Origin of the sequence: Streptomyces sp. NPDC056948, from assembly GCF_042674225.1 — a bacterium.
Lineage (GTDB): Bacteria > Actinomycetota > Actinomycetes > Streptomycetales > Streptomycetaceae > Streptomyces > Streptomyces purpurascens.
This window is the reverse complement of sequence record NZ_JBHUQX010000149.1, coordinates 1-20,105: the sequence shown is the minus strand read 5'-3', so window position 1 is coordinate 20,105 and position 20,105 is coordinate 1. Positions and strand designations below refer to the sequence as shown.

Here is a 20,105-nt window from a genome sequence, read left to right as displayed (position 1 = left end):
GGTCATCCCGGCCGCGAGCGCGCCGGTGGCGACGGCTCCGCCCAGCAGCAGTCGGCGTGAGACAGCGGGGGTTTCGGACATGACGGCAACACTCCTCGGTGAGGTGGCTCGCATCACTGCCGGGGCACTGTCGGGACTTTCGGGGCATGACTCTGCGGGCTTCGACGGTTACATGTCAATACGTGCTCGATAGGAAGCAGTTCCGAGCAGGATCGAGCATCGGTTTTCGAAACCCCGAACGCGCCAACGCCCTCAGCCGGATACGCAGGTCAGCCGGAACCCCGTGAAGTCCGCCGTGAACGCCGCGTCGACGAGGTCCCGGGCGTGGATGCCCGCCATCGCACCGGTGAAGCGCAGCCGCGAGCCGTGGTCGTCGGACAGCCGGCTGAAGTCCAGGGCCGGTCCGACCGCCGTGCGCACCCCGTCCCGTACGTACCAGAACCGGGCTTCGGCCCCCTCGACCGTCACTCCCAGCGTCACCGGTGCCTCCACCGGCACGTCCACCACCGTGACTTGTCGCGCACCGTCCTCATCCCGCTCCACGAGCCCGAGCACCGTACGGCCACCCCTCCCGGGCACACCCCGCCACTGCTGTCCGCGCTGCGGCTCGTCCTCGGGCTCCGCCCAGGTCAGGTCCAGGCTGAGATACGCCTCGGCGCTGTACCAGAGCACCAGCCCGGCGGCCTGGGTGAAGGTCACCGGCCGTGCCTCGACGGTGACTTCGGCCTCCGCGCGGTGCTCGGTGACGCGCTGGGCCAGCAGGCTGGCCGCCCAGCGGGACTCGGGGCCATGCCGGCCGCGCAGCCGGATCCAGCCCGGGCGTGCCGTCGTGTCGGCCCAGGACGCGTCCGGCGCCTCGCGCGGGGTGCTCCACGGCCAGGACAACCCCTCGGGCATGGCGGTGCGAGGAGGCAGCGGGTGCGGCCGGGTCGGCACGTCGACGTCCACCGCCGGGTGCCAACCGCCCTGCCGCAGCCGGGGCCAGCCCTCCGCGTCCCAGGTCACCGCCTGGATCGCGGTCTCCCGGCCGAGCGTGCAGCGACGGCCCTGCGGCGTCTGCAGCGGACGGGCCGTCAGATGACTGAGCAGCCACTGCCCGTCCGGGGTCTCGAACAGCTCGCCGTGCCCGGCCTTCTGCAACGGCACGCTCTCGTCGTCCCGCGTCGTCAGCAGCGGCCGGTCGTCGAGTGCGTACGGCCCGGTCAGCTCCCGGCTGCGGGCCACCCGCACCCCGTGTTCCCAGCCCGTGCCGCCCTCCGCGAGCACCAGGTAGTACCAGCCGTCGCGCCGCAGCAGCTTCGGCCCCTCGATCAGCCGGTCGTGCTGGAGCAGCAACTGCGTCCGGCCGACGGGGCGCAACGTGTCCCGGTCCAGCTCCGTGACGACGATCCCCGCGAACCGCCGCCCTCCCGGCCGATGGTCGTTCTGCAGGTTCAGCAGCCACAGCCGGCCGTCCTCGTGGAACAGCGCCGGATCGAAGCCATGGCTCACGACCCGGCGCGGGGCGCTCCACTCGCCGCCCACCTCGGTGGCCGTCGAGACGTACGTGTCGAGATCGAAGTACGGCGTGCCGACCGACCGCACGACGGTGTACGTCACCCAGAACCGCTCCCCGTCCCAGCTCAGCGACGGAGCCCAGATGCCGCCCGAGTCGGGCACCCCGGCCAGCGAACCCCCGGGAGCCGCGCCCTCGACATGCCCCGCGTACTCCCAGTGGGCCAGGTCCCGTGAGCGGTGGACCGGGATGGTCGGGAACCACTCGAAGGAACTGGTCGCCACGTAGTACCAGTCGCCGACCCGGGCCAGCGAGGGGTCGGGCGCGAAGCCGCGGAGGACGGGGTTGTGCAGGACGGTCACGCGGGGACTCCCGGGGAGTTGGGCGCCCGGGGGCCGCGGGGAGTCAGGTCACCCACGGCCCCCAGGAGTCAGGGAAGAAGGACGGCCGGGATCACTTGAGAGCGCCGAGCGTCACGCCCGTCCGCCAGTAGCGGCGCATCGCGACCATCATGATCGCCATCGGCACGATGGACAGCAGCGCGCCGGTCAGCACCAGACCGGTCAGGTCGATGCCGGACTCCAGCCGGGTGCCGGTCCAGTTGTAGAGGCCGAGGTTGAGCGTCCAGTTCTCCTTGCCGCGCAGCACGGTCAGCGGGAGGAAGAAGGCGTTCCAGGTGTTCACGAAGGCCAGCAGGAACACCGTCGCGCCGCCCGTCGTCATCATCCGCAGCACGATGCTGAAGAAGATCCGCAGCTCGCCGGCGCCGTCGATCCGGGCCGCCTCCAGCAGCTCGTAGGGGATCGTGGCCTCGGTGTACACCTTGGCCAGATACACGCTGAACGGGTTGATCAGGCAGGGGATCAGCATCGCCCAGGGGGTGTCCACCATGCCGATCGACGAGAACAGCAGATACAGCGGGAGCGTGAGCAGCGCGATCGGGATCAGGAACGAGCCCACGACACACGCGAAGATCGCGTTACGGCCCGGGAAGTCGAAGCGGGCCAGTCCGTAACCGGTTGCGAGAGCGATCAGCGTGCCGCCGAGGGAGCCGACCCCGGCGTACAGCAACGAGTTGGCCGTCCACCGCAGGAAGATGCCGTCCTGGTAGGTGAACACCTGGTGCAGGTTGTCCCACAGATGCCAGCCCGAGAACCACAGGCCGTTGCTCTGGTACAGCGCCGTACGGTCCTTCGTTGCGGCGACCATCAGCCACCACACCGGGAACAGGCTGTAGGCACTGGCCAGTACCAGCCCGACGAGGAGGAAGCGCTGACCGCCCCGCCCGCGCGAGGCCGGATCCGGACGGGACAGGCGCCGGACGCCGCGGACTTCGGGCCGTTCGGTGGCGGTCTGCTCGGTCAGCACCATCAGTCGGCCTCCTTCGAGGTGAGCCGGTAGAAGAGGAAGGAGGCGATGCCCAGGATCAGGGCGAGGAGCACGGACAGGGCGGCCGCGTAGTTGTAGTCGCCCGCGTTGAACGCCTGGTTGTAGATGATCATGATCGGGGTGAAGCTGTCGCTGACCGTCTGCGGAGTGATGTTCCGGAACAGCGCCGGCTCGTTGAAGATCTGCAGCATCTGGATGATCGACAGCAGACCGGTCAGGACCAGCGCCCCGCGCACGAACGGAATCTTGATGCTGCGCGCGATCCGCAGCTCGGAGGCACCGTCCAGCCGGGCCGCCTCGAACAGCTCACGCGGCACGCCCTGCAGTGCCGAGTAGATGATCACCATGTTGTAGCCGATGCCGTGCCAGGTCAGCAGGTTGCCGATGGACGGCCACACCATCGACGGCGCGAAGAAGTTCCAGTCGAGGCCGAGGGCCTTGCCGATCGGGGTGAGCGGACCGACGTCCGGGCTGTAGAGGTTGACCCACACGATCGCCGCGACCACGCCGGGGATCATGTACGGCACCAGCAGCAGGATCCGGAACCGGCTCGCCGCCCTGGAGGCGATCGCGTCCAGGAACAACGCCAGCAGCAGGCTGACCAGCAGCATGAACGGGATCTGGACACAGGCGAAGAGCACCACCCGCAGGATGGAGTTCATGAACGCCGAGTCGGTCAGGCCCTGTTCGTAGTTGTCGAGCCCGACGAACTCCGTCGTCGCGCCGCCGAGGCCGAGCCCGGACTGCTTCTCCGTGAACAGCGACTCGTAGGCGGCGTAGCCGATCGGGAGCAGATACAGGAAGACGAAGCCGAGCTGGAAGGGCACCGTGAACGCGGCACCCTTCCAGCGCAGGGAGCGAATCATCGAATGCCTCAGCCCTTGACGCTGATACCGCGGGACTTCAGGTCCTTGACCGTCCACTCCTGCATGTGCGCGAGCAGGTCGGTGACCTTCTCCTGCTTGTTGACCACCTTGGCCCACCCCGCCTGCAACTCCGTGAACATCGCGGTCCAGTTGGGCCCGTAGGTCCAGTCGGTGGTGACCGTGCCCAGACTGTCCGTCACGACCTTCTGCGCCGGCTGGTAGTTCTTGCCGAGCAGCTTCTGCGAGATCGACTCACCGACGTAGGAGCCGCTGTCCTCGAGCGCCGGCATCACGCCGTTGCCGGTCTCCGGGCTCGCCATGGTCTTGACCGCGTCCTGGTTCGTGGACATCCACAGCGCCGCCTTCGCCGCCTGCTCCTGGTTCTCGCACTGCTTGGTCACCAGGGTCACGCTGCCGGTCAGATTCGTACCGGCCGGCGTCTTGGCCGCCTCGCCCTTGTATGTCGGCCAGGGCGCCAGGGCCCAGTCGCCGAAGGACTTGGTGAAGTTCTGCACCATGCCGGCCATCTGCCAGGTGGAGATCTGCCGGGTCGCGGTGGCGCCGGTGTCGTAGCTGCGCTGCACGGCCGCGTAGTCGGCGAAGGACAGCTTGGCGTTCAGGTCGTTGTCGATGATCTCCTGGATCACCTTCGCGGCCTTGAGGGTGCCCTCGTCCTGGAAGTCCACCTTCCAGGCGTTGCCGTCGATCGCGTACCAGTGCGCCCCGGCCTGCATCGCGAGCACCTCCAGGGTGCTCGGGTCCTCACCGGCGTAGTTGGTGATCTTGATGCCGTGCTTCTCCAGCACCTTGCCCGCGGCGATGAAGTCGTCCCAGGTGGCCGGGGGCTTCAGACCGTACTTCTCGAAGATGTCGGTGCGGTAGATCGTGAACTGGGGCGCCGAGCTGGTGGGAACGCCGTAGAGCTTGCCCTGCACCTGCGCGCTCGCCCAGGCACCGGTGTTGAACTTGTCCTTCTCGCCCTCCACGTACTGCGTGATGTCGGCGAGCGCGTCCTGCGACACCCAGCTGGTCACGTACTCGGCGGTGTTCTGCACCAGGCAGGGGGCGTTGCCGGCCTTCACCGCGTTGGTGAGCTGCTTCTGCATGGTGAGCTGGTCGGTGACCTTCGTGTACTTCAGCCGGATGTCCTTGTGCGAGGCGTTGAACGCCTTGACGACCGCCTCCTGGCCGTTGGCCCAGCCCCAGAAGGGGAGGGTGACCGGACCGGACTTCGACGCGGCGTCGTCGCCCGAGCCGGATCCGCCACAGGCGGAGAGCAGACCTGTCAGCGCGATGCCCGCGACAGCGGCGGAGGCGAACCTTCTCCGGGGGCTGGTGAAGTTCATCTGACCGTGATCCTTCGGAATAGGACGTTCTCAGAACGAGAGGATGGCGGCGGCTCGGTGGTGCCGGCCGGGAACGGCGGCCGGAAAACCGTCGGCTCGCGGTTGCGGGGGGTCGGCCAAGCAGAAGCTGTAGTAAGCGGTTGCTGGGACGGTAGGCGGACGGATCCGCTCAGATCAAGAGGTGCGCGTCAATTTGTTACGGCGGATTGTCCGGCGGGTTGCCGCCCGGCGTACGGCGCGCCCTCGCGTCGGGCTCGGTATACGTACAGGTCAAAGCGCTGGCAGGAGCGCCGGTCCGCAACGCGGCGGGCACGTCGACGCTCCCCGTGAGGGGCCGTAAAGTCTCTGGAAAACGGTTACGTAACGCAGGGCTCAGCGTCAGACGCGTGTCGCCGGCGGCCGCACCGAGTTGCGGACCACGACATGCGTGCCCAGCACCAGATGGTCGCCGTCGGCGCTCTTGCGGCGGCCCGCGCCGCCCTCGCGCCGGTCGGCCACCGCGCGCAGCGCGACCCGGCCCATCTCCTCGTACGGCACGTGCACGGTGGTCAGTTGGGGTGTGAGCTGGGAGGCGAGCGGGATGTCGTCGTAGCCGACGATCGAGACGTCCTCGGGTACCCGCAGGCCCGCCGCGCGCAGGGCCTGCGCGGCGCCCGCGGCGACCACGTCCGTCCCGGCGAGCACCGCGGTGAAGTCCGGTGTGTCGTGCAGGGCCGCCTGGACCGCCTCGTAGCCGTGCTCGTAGTCGTACGGGCCGTGCCGGACCATGCCCGGGTCGAAGGGCACGCCGTACGCCTCGAAGGCCCGCTGTGCTCCCTTCAACCTGCCCTGGGCGGTGGTCAGTTCGGCATGCCCGGGCAGGACGAGGACGCGTCGGTGGCCGGCCGACAGCAGGTGGCTGGCCATCGCGTAGGCGCCGCCCTCGTTGTCGTAGTCGACCGTGGTCGCCGGGACGTCGCCCTCCAGCGGGGGCCTGCCCACCAGGACCAGGTGCGAGCCGGCCGCGTCCAGGGAACGGGCGAAGCGGGCCATGCGCAGCTGGTACTCGTCGTAGTCGTAGGCGCCGCCGAGCAGGATCACGGCGGCCACGCCCTGCTGCCGCATGAGGTTCACCAGGGCCAGCTCGCGCTCCGGGTCGTCGCCGGTCGTGCCGACCAGGGAGAGCCAGCCGCGCAGTGTGGCGGCGCCCTCGACGCCCTTCGCGACGTGCGCGAACGCGGCGCCGGTGATGTTGTTGATGAGGATCGCCACCGTCGGTGTGCCGCCGCCGGCGAGGGAGCGGGCGTGGGCGTTGGTGACGTAGTCCAGGTCCCGGACCACCTTCATCACCCGGCGGCGCAGCTCCTCCGACACCGGGTAGTTGCCGGACAGCACCCGCGAGACGCTGGCCACGGAGACGCCCGCGCGCTCCGCGACGTCGCGGATGGTCGCCCGGCCGGCGTCACTCGTCGCCTTGCGCTGACTCACCCTTGCGGCTCCTTCACGGTAGTGGTCCGGCCTGTTGCCGTCCGGCCGGTGGCGGGTCCGGCCGCGCCGACTGCGGCGGTCGTGCCGACGCCGTGCGGAAACCGTATCCCATCGTTACTCAAGGGCCGGAGGGCCTGTGGACAGCGGTTGAACGCGCCTGCCCGGCATGACGCGTGCCGGAATCGCACGCCGTGCGGTGACGACTCGCGTCGCGTTCTCACGGCGCCGGTCACCGAGCCGTGACGCGGTCTGTGGCGGCGTTCCTCCGGCAGGCACACTGAGTGGCGGTACGGAAACGCCGGCGGCACGGGGGAGGCGCGATGGACTCGGCTGTGGCGGGCCTGCTGGTGGCAGTCGTGGGCGTGGGCGGCACGCTGGGGTCGGCGTGGCTGACCCAGCGCCGCGGGGACGTGTCCCGCCGCGAGGAGTGGGAACGGCTCGAAGGGACGCGCCGCGCCGAGATCGCCGCCCGGCTGACGGAGTCGGGCCGGGAGACCCGCAGAGCGGCGTACACGGAGTTCAACGCCGCCGCCCGCCACTATCTGGCGACCCTCAACGACCACTCCCACGTCCTGCGCATCGGGTACGACCCGCAGGAGTCGCTGGCCGCGGTCGAGGCGGCCCGCGTGGACTACCGTCGCCGCTACGCCGAGGCCCAGATGATCGTGCCGGACAGCGTGCTGTCAGAGGTGAAGCGGGTCGACAGCGACGTGAATTCCGTCTACGGCGTCCTGGCCCGCCTGACCCGTGGCACCACACGCGAAGGCGACGACATCGAGGGCGTGCGGGATGCGATCAGGCAGGGCTGGCAGGACCTGTCCAGGATGCGCACCGCGATGCGTGAGGACCTGGGAGTGACCAGGCCGTCCCCGGACTGAGGCTGCTTCGCCGGCCGACGTCGAGATCCTTCCTCGTCGCCCGGCTGCCCGCCCGTCGACGCCCGGCCGGTTCGTACGCGGGATCTGCGCCGCGTCGCCGAAAGACCCGCCTGTCATGGCGTGTCCGCCGGGGAGAGAGGCCGGTCCCGCCCGGCCGGCCATGAGTCCGGACCGCCAGCCCGCCACGGCGTCACGCCACCCGTGCCAGATCCGACCGTCGCACCTCGTGGACCGGCGGCACGCCCGCCGCCAGGCGCTCCAGTTCCTCCACCACGATGCGGCCGAGCCGCTCCAGTTCGTTGCCCAGTGAGCCGGCGATGTGCGGAGTGAGGAACACGTTGGGCAGCCGGTACAGCGGCGAGCCGGCGGGCAGCGGTTCCGGGTCGGTGACATCGAGGACCGCGCTGAGCCGGCCCGAGACCAGCTCGCCGGTGAGCGCCTCGTGGTCGACCAGCGCGCCCCGGGCGGTGTTGATGAGCACGCCCCCGTCCCGCACCAGGGCGAGCCGGTCGCGGTCGAGCATGTGGTGGGTCTCGGGGATGTCGGGGGCGTGCAGGCTCACGATGTCGCTGCGTCTGAGCAGGTCCTCCAGCGACAGCGACTCGGCACCGAGCGCGGCGGCCTCGGCCGGGCTCACATACGGGTCGTGCAGCAGGACGGTGAGGTCGAACGGCCGCAGCAGTTCCAGCAGCCGGCGGCCCACACGGGACGCCCCGATGACGCCGACGCGGCGCCCGAGGTTGCCGGTCGCGGCGGTCTCGGCGGGGCCCGGATAGGCATGGGTACGGCGGAAGTGCTCCCGGTGGTCGAAGGTGTCCTTGCCCACCAGCAGGATCATCGCGAGCGTGTACTCCGCGACGGGCAGGGCGTTGCCCGTCACCGCGCTGGAGACGGTGACCCCGCGGTCCCACAGGGCCTCGCCGACCAGGGAGCGGACGGAGCCGGCCGCGTGCAGCACGGCGTCGAGCTTCGGGACCGCCGTGAGGACACCGGCGTCCAGGTGCGGGCAGCCCCAGCCGGTGATCAGCACCTCGGCGGACGCCAGGGCACCGGCCGCGGCCGGATCGGCGAAGTCCCGCACCACCAACCCGGGGTCGATGTCGGCCGTGCGCCTCAGTCGCTCCATCAGCGGCGGAGGGAAGAGCAGCGGGAGGTGCACCGGGTCCATCGCGAACACGGTCCGCGGCAGCTGAGGGCTGGGCATGACTCTCCTGGAGCAGAGGGCGGGGGATGGAAACAGTTTCAGAAAGCGCCTTCTACCGTAGATCCGCCGGGAAGCGGCGGTCAATCGGCAGGGCGGGGATGACGGCGGAAGGTGCCGGTTCGGCGCAACGCCCGTGATGAGCGCAGGTCGTGGCGCGACGAGGGCAGGTGAGGTCGGTGGAGTGGGGGGAGGGGGCGGGTGCGGTCGGGTGATGGGGCCGGGGTGGCGATCCCTCCGTGCGGCGCGGCACGAGACCTGGCCGTGGAAATCGATTACTTCCGTTTCGGTGAGGGTGGGTGGAGCCTGAGTGGCCCGCTGTCGATGTCTCGATGCCCGGTCGACCCGTTCGGCAACCGGTTCCCGAGTTGTTGCCCAGTCGAGCGTGCGGACGTCCCTGGTCACGGCGGTCGGGGCGCCCTCCAATGGCTTGATCACGCCGACCGAAAACAGGTCTGACCCGCCCTCAAGCTGATGACGCCGAGGTTACACAGTCTTTTCGAAAATTCGTCAAGGCCCTTGACGCGCCATGCCGACCGGAAGAAGCTCTGCCCCACGCACAACAACCGGTTGCTAAGCACGCCGGAAACGCAAGGAGGTGTGCGTTCATGCACCCACGTGCTGGTGCTTCCCTGAGCCGCCGCCGATTCCTCGCCCTCTCGGCAGCGGGCGCCGCGACCGGCGCGGCGACGCTGAGCGGCTGCGCGATGCAGGTCTCCAGCGGCGTCAGCGGCGGCGGCGAGACCGTCACGCTGATGGCCAAGCCCGACGACCTCTCCCCGGAGCTGGTCAGACAGGCCCAGAAGGACATCGGCGTCAAGATCGTCACGGTGCGGTACGACATCACCAAGCTCATCGGGATGATGACCAACGGCGCCCCGCCCGATCTGGTGCGCGGTGTAGGCGCCACGGACGCGCCCTACTTCGCGGCGCGGGACGTCATGGAGGACCTGGACCCCTACTTCGCCGGGAGCGGCGTCCTCGAGGTCGACGACCTGGACCCGGTCAACGACCTGTGGCGCTTCGACGGCCGCACCCAGGGCAAGGGCCCCCGCTACGGCATGGCGAAGGACTTCTCCCAGGACTCCATGTTCTGGTACAACACGGCCCTCTTCGACGAGGCGGATGTCGACTACCCGCCGGAGACCGAGCCGGTCACCTTCGAGGAGTGGCTGGAGAACGCCGAGCGGCTGACGCGGCGCAAGAACGGCCAGACGACCGTCTTCGGCGGCAGCTACAACGGCGTGTTGACGCCCAACCTGCTGGCGAGCCTCACGGTGGCGGCCGGAGGCAGCCTCTTCACCGACGACTTCTCCCGCGTCGACTTCACCACCCCCGAGGCCCGCAAGGCGCTGAACTGGTACATCGAGTACGGCAGGGCCAGGGTCGGCCCCAGCATCGTCCAGCCCGACCCCAACGCCTGGGACGGGCCCACCTTCCAGGCGAACCGCATGGCCATGTCGAACTCCGGCTACTGGCTCGGCGGCCTGATCAACTCCGACAAGAAGCTGGCGCCGCACGCCCGGCTCGCACCGGCCCCGGTGTTCGAGGGCGGCCGGCGGGTCAGCCCCTGCCAGGCGGGCACCGGCCTGTGGATGCCGAAGAAGGCGAAGAACAAGGACGCCGCCTGGCGGGTCTTCGAGTGGTTCTTCGGCGAGGGACCGGCCAAGGCCCGCGCCGCCGGCGGCTGGGGCATCCCCACCCTGAAGTCCCTGCGCCCGCTGATGCCCGCCCAGGAGGACTACCAGAAGCGGGTGCTCAAGGTGCAGAACGCCGAGCTGAAGCACTTCTCGGTGATCGCCTACACCCCCTACGCCACGGCGGACTCCCTCTACGCACTGTTCAACCAGGAGGCCCCGGCCGCGATGAACGGCCGCATCTCCGTCGATGCCCTGGCCGGCCGCCTGAACTCGGTCATGAACGAGCAGCTGAAGCGCGGTAAGGAGCAGGTGGGATGACGGTCGACCAGATACCCGTCACGGGGCGGACCGGCCCGGCCGCGCGTGCCGACCGCACGACACCGGCCCAGCGGCCCCGGATCTCCATGACGGCGCGCAGGCATCGCGCTTTCTACCTGTTCACCTCGCCCTGGATCATCGGTTTCCTGCTGCTGACGGTCGTGCCGATGGCGTACGCGCTGTGGCTGAGCTTCACCACCTACGACGGCATCTCGCCGCATTGGAGCTATGTCGGGCTCGGCAACTACACCGAGCTGTTCTCCGACCCGCAGACCTGGAACTCCCTGGGGCGCACGGGCCTGTTCGCCCTCACCTCGGTGCCGCTGTCGATCATCGCCGGGCTCGGGCTCGCGGTCCTGGTCAACCGGCCGATCAAGGCGCGCGGACTGTTCCGCACCCTGCTCTATCTGCCGGCCGTGGTGCCGCCGGTCGGTGTGGGCCTCACCTTCAAGGCGCTCTTCGACCAGAACTCCGGTGCCGCCAACGGCGTCATCACCCTCTTCGGCTTCGACGCGCTCGGCTGGCTCGCCGACCCCTACGCCCGCTACGTGCTGCTGATGAGCGTGCTGTGGGCCGCCGGAAACGTCATGATCATCTCGCTGGCCGGGCTCCAGGACGTGCCCCGCGAACTGCACGAGGCCGCCCGTATCGACGGGGCGAGCGCCTGGCGGACCTTCCGCAGCATCACCGTGCCGCTGCTGTCGCCCGTCCTGCTCTTCCAGACGGTCACCGGCGTGATCGCCTCGGTGCAGACCATCATGCCGCTGCTGCTGTCCCCGGACGGCACGACCGCGGGCGTCACCGCGCTGCCGCAGTCCAACTACCTCTACATGATGCATGTGTTCTCGCAGTACTTCGCGCTCGGCCGCTACGGCTACGCCTCCGCACTGCTGTGGGTGCTCTTCGTTCTGATCCTCATCGTGACCGGACTCATCTTCAGGTTCACGTCCGGCGTGGTGTTCTACAACGTCGACCCGGAGGCGAAGAAGTGACCGCCACCAGCCTGCCCCCGAACTCCGCGCCCCGGGTGCGGGTGCGCGTCAACCGCCTCGTCCTCTACACGGTCCTCGTCGCCCTCACCGGGCTGTTCATCGGCCCGTTCGGCTGGCTGATCCTGTCCGGCCTGAAGACCCCGGCGGAGCTGGCCGCCTCGCCCGTGCACTGGCTGCCCACCCACGTCCAGTGGCACAACTTCGCCGACGCCTTCAACCTGATCGACTTCCTCGGCTACGCCCGCAACTCCCTGGTCATCGCCCTGATCTACGCCACGCTCGTCACGCTCAGCTCGGCCTGGGTCGGCTTCGGCTTCGCCCGCCTGGACGCCCCCGGCAAGAAGACGCTGTTCGGCATCCTCATCGGCTCGATGATGCTGCCCCAGATGATCACCCTGCTGCCGACGTACCTGATCTTCGCGAAGCTCGGCATGGTCGACACGTACTGGCCGTGGGTGTTCTGGGGACTGGCCGCCGCCCCCTATCTGGTCTTCCTCTTCCGGCAGTTCTTCGCCGGTCTGCCCCGCGAGCTGGAGGAGGCCGCGATCGTCGATGGCTGCGGTTACGGCACCATCTTCTGGCGGATCTTCCTGCCGCAGTCCTGGCCGGTGCTGTCCGCGAGCTTCGTGATCGCCTTCACCTGGTCCTGGGGCGACTACATCGCCCCCCAGTTGCTGCTGTCCACCGACAAGTCGACGCTGGCCGTCGCCGTCATGAGCACCTACGTCACCTCGGCCGGAACGCCCGTGGCCAACCTCCAGGCAGCGGCCTCCGTGATGTACGTCGTGCCGATCCTGCTGATCTTCCTGATCGCCCAGCGCGGCTTCGTCGCCGGCATGTCCACCACCGGCCTGAAGTGACCTCGGCCGTCCCCCGTCTTCGTATCCGCAAGGAGCTCACCATGACCCCGTCCCTGTCCCGCCGAGACGCCCTCCAGGCGGCCGGTGCCACCGTCCTCGCCGCCGGGCTCACCCACCTCACGGCCACGAGCGCCCAGGCCGCCGACACCGCCGCCGCGCCGAAGCTGGTGACCTACCCCCGCCCGGCCGCCATGCCGACCAACACCAGTTTCAAGGTGCGGGTCCGTACCGCCCCCGACGGCGAGTGGCAGACGCTGGACATCTGGCGGCCCCAACTGGGGGAGATCAACCCGACCACGGGGTCGAGCAAGATCTACAACTCGTCGCTGGCTTACTTCGACTTCCAGGGCTCCGTCGAGGTCGAGGTCACCTACCTCAAGGGCGGCACCACCAAGGTCCGGGTCAGACCGGACTCCTACGGCATCAAGCCCGAAGTGGGCGGCGACACCGTGCGGTTCACGCTCGACCAGCCGCGCAATGTCGTCGTGCAGATCAACGACGACATCTTCGACGTCCTCCACCTGTTCGCCCGCGCGATCGAGAAGAAGATCCCGAAGCAGGACGACCCGAACGTCCTCTACTACGGCCCCGGCGTCCACACCACCGCCGACGGCTATCTGAACGTCCCCTCCGGCAAGACCGTGTACCTCGACGGCGGCGCCGTCCTCAAGGCGACCGTCGTCTTCCGGAACGTGGAGCATGCCGGGATCGCCGGCCGCGGCGTGCTCGCCGGGACGGCGGCGGGCGGTGCCCTCGTGGAGAACTCGCGGAACATCTCCATCGGCGCCGTCACCGTCCTCAACCCGAACGGCTACGCCGTCCAGCTCGGCGAGGCCACCGGCGTCACCATCAAGGGCCTCGGCTCCTTCAGCTCCAAGGGCTGGGGCGACGGCATCGACGTCTTCTGCAGCAGCAACGTCGTCATCGACGGCGTCTTCATGCGCAACTCCGACGACTGCATCGCCATCTACACCCACCGCTGGGAGTACTACGGCGACACGAGCAACATCACCGTCCGCAACTCCACCCTGTGGGCGGATGTCGCGCACCCCATCAACGTCGGTACGCACGGCAACACCGACAACCCCGAGGTGCTGAAGAACCTCACCTTCAAGAACCTCGACATCTGCGACCACCGCGAGCCCCAGATGGGCTACCAGGGCTGCATCGCCCTCAACCCGGGCGACAGCAACCTGATCAAGAACGTGAAGGTCGACAACGTCCGCGTCGAGGACTTCCGCTGGGGCCAGCTCATCCACATGCGGATCATGTACAACACGAAGTACAACACCTCGGTCGGCCGCGGCATCCAGAACGTCTACGTCAAGGACCTCTCCTACACGGGCAAGCCGCTCGCCACCTGCCTGCTGCTCGGCTACGACGCCAAGCACGCCATCAAGGACGTCACGTTCGAGAACCTCGTCGTCAACGGCACCGTCATCGCCGACTCAATGAAGAAGCCGACCTGGTACCTCACCACCGACACCATCCCGATGCACGCCAACGAGCACGTGCTGAACCTGAAGTTCCTCACCACCGCCGAGGCGGCCGCCGCATCATGAGCACCAGCCTCCCGAGACCGATCGCACCGAGCCGCCGGGGCTTCCTCGGCGGTGCCGCCGCCCTGCTGCTGGTGTCCGGGGCGAGCGGCCTGCTCGCGCCCGGCACCGCCCGGGCCGCCACGGCCGGCCCCCGGACGTTCACGCACCCCGGACTGCTGCACAGCGCCGACGACCTGGCCCGGATGAAGACGGCGGTCGCCGCGAAGGAAACACCGGTCCACGACGGTTACCTCGCCTTTTCCGCCCACGCGCGCTCCAAGTCGACGTACACCGTCCAGAACACCGGCCAGATCACCTCCTGGGGCCGGGGCCCCACCAACTTCCAGAACCAGGCCGTCGCCGACTCGGCCGCCGCCTACCAGACCGCGCTGATGTGGTGCATCACAGAAGAGCGCGCCTACGCCGACAAGGCCCGGGACATCCTCAACGCCTGGTCGGCGTCCCTCACCGCCGTCACCGGCGCCGACGGTCCGCTCGGCGCGGGCCTCCAGGCCTTCAAGTTCGTCAACGCGGCCGAACTGCTGCGGCACAGAGGCTACGACGGCTGGGCGCAGGAGGACATCGCCCGCTGCGAGGAGTCCTTCCTGCGCGTCTGGTATCCGGCGATCTCCGGCTACATGCTCTACGCCAACGGCAACTGGGACCTCACCTCCGTCCAGTCCATCCTGGCCATCGGCGTGTTCTGCGAGGAGCCGACCCTCTTCGAGGACGCCCTGCGCTTCGCCGCCGCCGGCGCGGGCAACGGCAGCGTCCCGCACCGCATCGTCACCGACGCGGGACAGGGCCAGGAGTCCGGCCGTGATCAGGGCCACGAGCAACTCGCCGTCGGCCTGCTCGCGGACGCCGCGCAGGTCGCCTGGAACCAGGGCGTCGACCTGTACGCCTTCGACGACGACCGGCTGCTGAAGAACGTCGAGTACGCCGCCCGCTACAACCTCGGCGGCGACGTCCCGTTCGTCCCCGACCTGGACCGCACCGGCAAGTACATCAAGACCTCGGTCTCGGCCGTCGGACGCGGCACCCTGCCGCCCCTCTATGAGATGGCGTACGCGCACTACGCCGGGGTCCGCGGCCTCGACACCCCGTACACCAAGGCGGCCGTCTTCCGGGACGCCGACGGTGCTCGCGTGGTCGAGGGCGGCAACGACGACCTGCCCGGCTGGGGCACCCTCACCTTCGCCGGTACGAAGGCCCCTGCCCCGTCCGTGCCCACCGCCCCGGCCGGTGTCACCGCGGTCGGCGACGACAGGTCCGTCACCGTGGCCTGGCTGCCCTCGGCGTGGGCGGAGTCGTACACCGTGCTGCGGGCGAGCAGCGCGGACGGGACGTACGAGAAGATCGCCACCGGTGTCGACAAGGCGACGTACACCGACCGCCGGACCCGCCCGGGGCGCACCTCGTACTACACCGTGGTCGCCGTCAACTCCCGTGGCCGGAGCGGCAGTTCCGCCTGGGCGTCCGCGGTACCCGGCCTCCCCGCCCCCTGGTCCACCCGGGACATCGGCGACGTCAGGATCCCCGGCTCGGCGGTCTTCGACGGCGAGCGGTTCGTGCTGGAGGCCTCCGGCACCGCCGACACCCACCGCCTGGCCCACCTGCCGCTGCGCGGCGACGGCACCATCACCGCGCGGATCGTGTGGCCGCTCAGCTCCCAGTACTCCAGGATCGGCGTCACCGTACGGGCCGGCCTGGACGCGGACGCGGCCCATGCCGCCATGGTGATCCAGGGCCTGCCGCTGCACACCTGGAGCGGAGTGTGGAGCGTACGGCCGAAGGCGGGGGCCGGGATCAAGGGCACCGGCAGTACGCCCGTGCCACCGTCCCAGCAGCAGACGATCACGACCGGCGCCGCCTTCCCGATCTCCTCCCTCGGCGAACTGCCCGAGTCGGCGACCCCGCTCCAGGCCCCGTACGTCGAGGGCGCGGGCGACGGCTACCGGCTGCGCATGCCGTACTGGGTCCGCGTGACCCGCCGGGGCGACCGCTGCACCGGCGCCATCTCCCCGGACGGCATCCACTGGACCGAAGTCGGCTCCAGCGAGGTCCGATTGGGCAAGACGGTCCATGTCGGTCTCACCCTCACCTCCTGCCTCGGCGTCGACGCCGACTACGCCGACACCGGCACCGGAGCCTTCGACAACGTCAGCATCACCTCCCGCACGGGCGCTGACATCTGGTCCGTGCCCCGCCCGGTCCGGGCCGCCGGTGACCTGCGGGCCGTCGCGGGCGCCGACGCGGTCGAGCTGGCCTGGACCGATCCGGACCTCTCGGCGCGCTACAAGGTGCTGCGCTCCACCTCCGCCAAAGGCCCGTTCGAGACGATCGCGACCGGCATCGGCCCCGTCGGCTTCGGCACCCGCGTTCGGTACGCCGACGCCACCGGCAAGCCCGGCACGACGTACCACTACGCCGTCGCGAAGACGAACAGCTCCGGGCGCGGCCCCCTGTCGGACGCGGCGAAGGCCGCGATGCCGACGCCGTCCGTGCCCCGACTCACCTCACCCACGGCGGCGTTCGCGAACAAGGGCGTTCCCTTCCAGCACCTCCTGCGCGCCTCGCACGAGCCGATCCGGTTCGCCGCGAAGGGACTCCCCGACGGCCTGCGCGTCGACCGGCGCACCGGCCTGATCTCCGGAACCCCCACCCGGACCGGCGCGTTCACGGTCACCACCACCGCGGGCAACGCCGCCGGAGACACCACCGGCACGCTCACCGTCACGGTCGGCACCCCGCCGCCCGAGCCCTGGAGCTACGGCGACCTGGGCGATGTCGTCCTCGACGACCGCGCCTACAGCACCCTCGGCGTGGTCGCCGTCCGGACCCCCGGCTCCACCGCCCACGAGGACGGGACCTTCGTGGTGCGGGGCGCCGGGACCGACCTCACCGTCAACAACCAGGGCATGACAGGTCAGTTCGTACGACGGCCCGTCAGCGGTGACTGCGAGGTCACCGTCCGCCTGGTCTCCCGCGCCGGAGCCGGCGGCGACCGGGTCGGCCTGCTGATGGCCAAGTCCCTGTCGCCGTTCGACCAGGCGGCCGGGGCGATCGTCACCGGCGGCACGAGCGCCCAGCTGATGCTGCGCCCGACCGTCGCCGGAAAATCCACCTTCACGGGCAACGCGGCGGTCACCGCCCCCTGCCTGCTGCGGCTGAAGCGCACCGGGACGCACTTCACCGCATCCGCCTCGACCGACGGCGGCGCCACCTTCACCCCCCTCGCCGAGGGAGACCTCCCCGGCTTCGGTGACGCCCCCTACTACGTGGGCCTCGTGGTCTGCTCCCGCGACCCCCTGGCCCGCAGCACCACCGAGTTCGACGAGGTGAGCATCACCCCCATGTAGCACTCCACCGATGGGAGAAGCCCCCACATGAGCCGCACATCCCCCCACACGCACCACGAGGGCGGCCAGGTGAGCCGCCGCGGTCTGCTCAAGACCGCCGGCGGCCTCACCGCGGCCCTCGCCCTCGGCGCCACTGCCACCGCCACCACGGCGGACGCCGCCCCCGGCACCTTCACCCACCCCGGCATGCTCCACAACGCCGGCGACATCAACCGCGCCAAGGTCAGGGTCGCCGCGGGCACCGACCCCTGGCTGTCCGGCTGGAACAGGCTGACCGCCAACTCGCACTCCCAGTCCACCTGGAGCCCCCGGGCCACCGCGACGATCATCCGCGGCGGCACCGGACAGAACTACGGCCTCCTCTACAACGACATCGCGGCCGCCTACCAGAACGCGCTGCGCTGGAGGGTCGGCGGCACCGAGGCCAACGCCCAGTGCGCCGCCCGGATCCTCAACGCCTGGGCGACCACGCTGACGACGGTCACCGGAAACGCCGACCGGTTCCTCGCCGCCGGCCTCTACGGCTGGCAGTTCGCCAACGCGGCCGAACTCATGCGGGACTACAGCGCGTTCGACCTCGCCGCCTTCCAGGAGATGATGGTCAAGGTCTTCTACCCGCTCAACAACCAGTTCCTGACCGGCCACAACGACGCCTGCATCACCAACTACTGGGCCAACTGGGACCTGTGCAACATGGCCTCCGTCCTGGCCATCGGCATCCTCAACAACGACGGCGCCAAGTACGACCAGGCCGTCGACTACTTCAAGAACGGCGCCGGAAACGGCTCCATCAAGAACGCCGTCCCGTTCCTGTACGGCAACGTCGAGGGCTACGACCTCGGCCAGTGGCAGGAGTCCGGCCGCGACCAGGGCCACACCGTCATGGGCATGGGCCAGATGGGCGCCCTGTGCGAGATGGCCTGGAACCAGGGCGAGGACCTCTACTCGTACGACGGCCGCCGCTTCATGAAGGCCGCCCAGTACGTCGCCAAGTACAACCTCGACATGGACGTGCCCTTCACCACCTACAACTGGGGCAGCGGCCAGAACTGCTCCCCGCAGTCGCAGACCGTGCCCGGCGCCGGGTCGCGCGGCCAGGTCCGCCCCGTGTGGGCGATGCTCCACTACCACTACGGCCGGCGCCTGCTCCTCGACGACAAGTACATCTCCCAGATGTGCTTCTCCGTCGCCCCCGAGGGCGGAGGGGGTGACTACGGCAGCGACAGCGGCGGCTACGACCAGCTCGGGTTCGGCACCCTGATGTACGCCAAATAGCCGTCGAACCGGCTCGTGCACCGGAATACCCGTGAGCGATGTGGTGCTCTGGTGATACCGGTGCACGAGCTCGGCGAAGGGCTGGTGGGCGCATGACGGCAGACCAGACGGATCCCGTGGTCAGGAGCCCGTACGGGGCCGTACGCGGCAGGTACGAGCGGGGAGTCGCCGTCTTCCGCGGCATCCCGTACGCGGCGCCCCCCTTCGGCCCCCGCCGCTTCCGCCCGCCCGTCCCCCTCCCGCCCTGGGACGGCGTCCGGGACGCCGGCGCCTTCGGCCCCACCCCGCCCAAGCCCCCGTACTCCGGCGCCTTCGCCCACTATCTGTCCGACCCGGTCGTGCCCGGCGACGACTGCCTCAACCTCAACGTCTGGACCCCCGAACCGGCCCCCGGAGCCCGCCTCCCCGTCCTCGTCTGGCTGCACGGCGGCGCCCTGACCAGGGGGTCCTCCGCAGTACCCGTCTACGACGGCCATGCCTTCGCCCGTGACGGCGTCGTCTGTGTCTCGGTCAACTACCGGCTGGGCGTCGAGGGCTACGGACTGTTCCCCGACACGCCCCCGAACCCCGGCCTGCGCGACCAGATAGCCGCCCTGACCTGGGTGTACGAGGCCATCGAGGCCTTCGGCGGCGACCCCGGCCGCATCACCCTCGCCGGCCAGTCCGCCGGGGCGATCAGCATCGGAGCCCTCGTCGCCGCCCCGCAGACACAGGGGCTGGTCCGGCGGGCGGTCCTGCAGAGCGGGCCGCCCGAGGCGTCCGAGCGGGCCAAGGTACGGCGGATGGTGCGCCGGATGGCCACCCGGCTGAAGATCCCGGCCACCGCCGAGGCCTTCGCCGCCGTCGACCGCGACCTGCTGCTGAGCGCCCAGGCCGAGGTGGGCAAGCTGAGCAGCCCGGTCGTCGGCGGCCCCGCCTTCGGCATCGTCGTCGACGGCGACACCGTCCCGCGCGACCCGCTGGAGGCCCTTACCGAGGGCGGCGCGGCCCCCGGGGCCGAGCTGCTGATGGGCTGGACCCGGGACGAGTACCGGCTGTGGCTGGTCCCGGGCGGCCTCCTGGAGCGCGTCGACCGCCTCGGAGCGGTCGCCCTGGCCGGTGCCATGGCCCGCTGCCACTGCGGCAGCGAGGTCCCGCGCGGCTACCGCGCCCTGCACCCCGAGGCGAGCACGGCGGACATCGTCGGCCAGCTCGTCACCGACCACCTCCTCCGCATCCCCCTGCACCACCTGGCCGACGCCCGGACGGAACCCTCGTACCTCTACGAGTTCGCCTGGCCCTCGAACCTCCCCGGCCTCGGCGCCTGCCACGCGCTGGAGCTCGGTTTCGTCTTCGACACCGGGGAGGTCCCCGAGTCCCGCAAACTGGCCGGCGAGGGCGCCCCGCAGGACCTGGCCGACGCGATGCACGCCGCGTGGGTGCGCTTCGCCACGGACGGCGACCCGGGCTGGGAGCGCTCTGACGAGGCCCATCCG

At 70.1% G+C, this 20,105-nt stretch carries 14 protein-coding genes; 8 read left to right on the top strand and 6 right to left on the bottom strand.

Annotation, left to right across the window (positions count from 1 at the left end; translation table 11 throughout):
- Positions 1-252: 252 nt before the first annotated feature.
- From ACFTZL_RS20430 to ACFTZL_RS20410, 5 genes are all read right to left on the bottom strand, one after another.
- Positions 253-1,857: a glycoside hydrolase family 43 protein gene (locus ACFTZL_RS20430; protein WP_382584552.1), complete on the bottom strand. Its 1,605-nt coding sequence runs from the start codon at positions 1,855-1,857 to the stop codon at positions 253-255.
- Positions 1,858-1,948: 91 nt separating this feature from the next.
- Positions 1,949-2,866, bottom strand: coding sequence for a carbohydrate ABC transporter permease (locus ACFTZL_RS20425; RefSeq protein ID WP_382584550.1), 918 nt, complete (start codon positions 2,864-2,866; stop codon positions 1,949-1,951).
- Positions 2,866-3,750 carry a carbohydrate ABC transporter permease gene (locus tag ACFTZL_RS20420; RefSeq protein WP_382584547.1) on the bottom strand — a complete coding sequence of 295 codons (885 nt, stop codon included), beginning with the start codon at positions 3,748-3,750 and terminating at the stop codon, positions 2,866-2,868. The genes ACFTZL_RS20425 and ACFTZL_RS20420 overlap by 1 nt, the downstream gene beginning before the upstream one ends.
- Before the next feature lie 8 nt (positions 3,751-3,758).
- Positions 3,759-5,096, bottom strand: a complete 1,338-nt coding sequence (locus ACFTZL_RS20415) for an ABC transporter substrate-binding protein (protein WP_382584544.1) — start codon at positions 5,094-5,096, stop codon at positions 3,759-3,761.
- Positions 5,097-5,474: 378 nt separating this feature from the next.
- Positions 5,475-6,563 carry a LacI family DNA-binding transcriptional regulator gene (locus ACFTZL_RS20410; RefSeq protein ID WP_382584541.1) on the bottom strand — a complete coding sequence of 363 codons (1,089 nt, stop codon included), beginning with the start codon at positions 6,561-6,563 and terminating at the stop codon, positions 5,475-5,477.
- Positions 6,564-6,883: 320 nt separating this feature from the next.
- Between ACFTZL_RS20410 and ACFTZL_RS20405 the strand changes: the two genes are divergently transcribed.
- A complete protein-coding gene (locus tag ACFTZL_RS20405) occupies positions 6,884-7,441 on the top strand; it encodes a hypothetical protein (RefSeq protein WP_382584538.1) in 558 nt (185 codons plus the stop codon).
- A 190-nt stretch (positions 7,442-7,631) separates the two neighbouring features.
- Here the strand turns inward: ACFTZL_RS20405 and ACFTZL_RS20400 are convergent, their stop codons facing one another.
- Positions 7,632-8,645 (bottom strand): hydroxyacid dehydrogenase, encoded by a 1,014-nt coding sequence (locus ACFTZL_RS20400; protein ID WP_382584536.1) that lies wholly within the window; start codon positions 8,643-8,645, stop codon positions 7,632-7,634.
- A gap of 605 nt (positions 8,646-9,250) precedes the next feature.
- Between ACFTZL_RS20400 and ACFTZL_RS20395 the strand changes: the two genes are divergently transcribed.
- From ACFTZL_RS20395 to ACFTZL_RS20365, 7 genes are all read left to right on the top strand, one after another.
- Complete coding sequence (locus ACFTZL_RS20395; protein WP_382584533.1) at positions 9,251-10,600, top strand: extracellular solute-binding protein; 1,350 nt, start codon at positions 9,251-9,253, stop codon at positions 10,598-10,600.
- Complete coding sequence (locus ACFTZL_RS20390) at positions 10,597-11,592, top strand: carbohydrate ABC transporter permease (RefSeq protein WP_382584530.1); 996 nt, start codon at positions 10,597-10,599, stop codon at positions 11,590-11,592. Before ACFTZL_RS20395 ends, ACFTZL_RS20390 begins: the two co-directional genes overlap by 4 nt.
- The gene (locus tag ACFTZL_RS20385) at positions 11,589-12,452 is read left to right on the top strand and encodes a carbohydrate ABC transporter permease (RefSeq protein WP_382584527.1); all 864 of its coding nucleotides are present in this window, start codon (positions 11,589-11,591) and stop codon (positions 12,450-12,452) included. The genes ACFTZL_RS20390 and ACFTZL_RS20385 overlap by 4 nt, the downstream gene beginning before the upstream one ends.
- Positions 12,453-12,493: 41 nt before the next feature.
- Positions 12,494-14,014 carry a glycosyl hydrolase family 28 protein gene (locus ACFTZL_RS20380; protein WP_382584525.1) on the top strand — a complete coding sequence of 507 codons (1,521 nt, stop codon included), beginning with the start codon at positions 12,494-12,496 and terminating at the stop codon, positions 14,012-14,014.
- A complete protein-coding gene (locus ACFTZL_RS20375; protein WP_382584522.1) occupies positions 14,011-17,355 on the top strand; it encodes an alginate lyase family protein in 3,345 nt (1,114 codons plus the stop codon). The genes ACFTZL_RS20380 and ACFTZL_RS20375 overlap by 4 nt, the downstream gene beginning before the upstream one ends.
- A gap of 27 nt (positions 17,356-17,382) precedes the next feature.
- A complete protein-coding gene (locus ACFTZL_RS20370; RefSeq protein ID WP_382584519.1) occupies positions 17,383-18,630 on the top strand; it encodes an alginate lyase family protein in 1,248 nt (415 codons plus the stop codon).
- Positions 18,631-18,722: 92 nt separating this feature from the next.
- Positions 18,723-20,105 (top strand): carboxylesterase/lipase family protein (locus ACFTZL_RS20365; protein ID WP_382584516.1); only part of this gene is annotated, 1,383 nt, incomplete at its 3' end.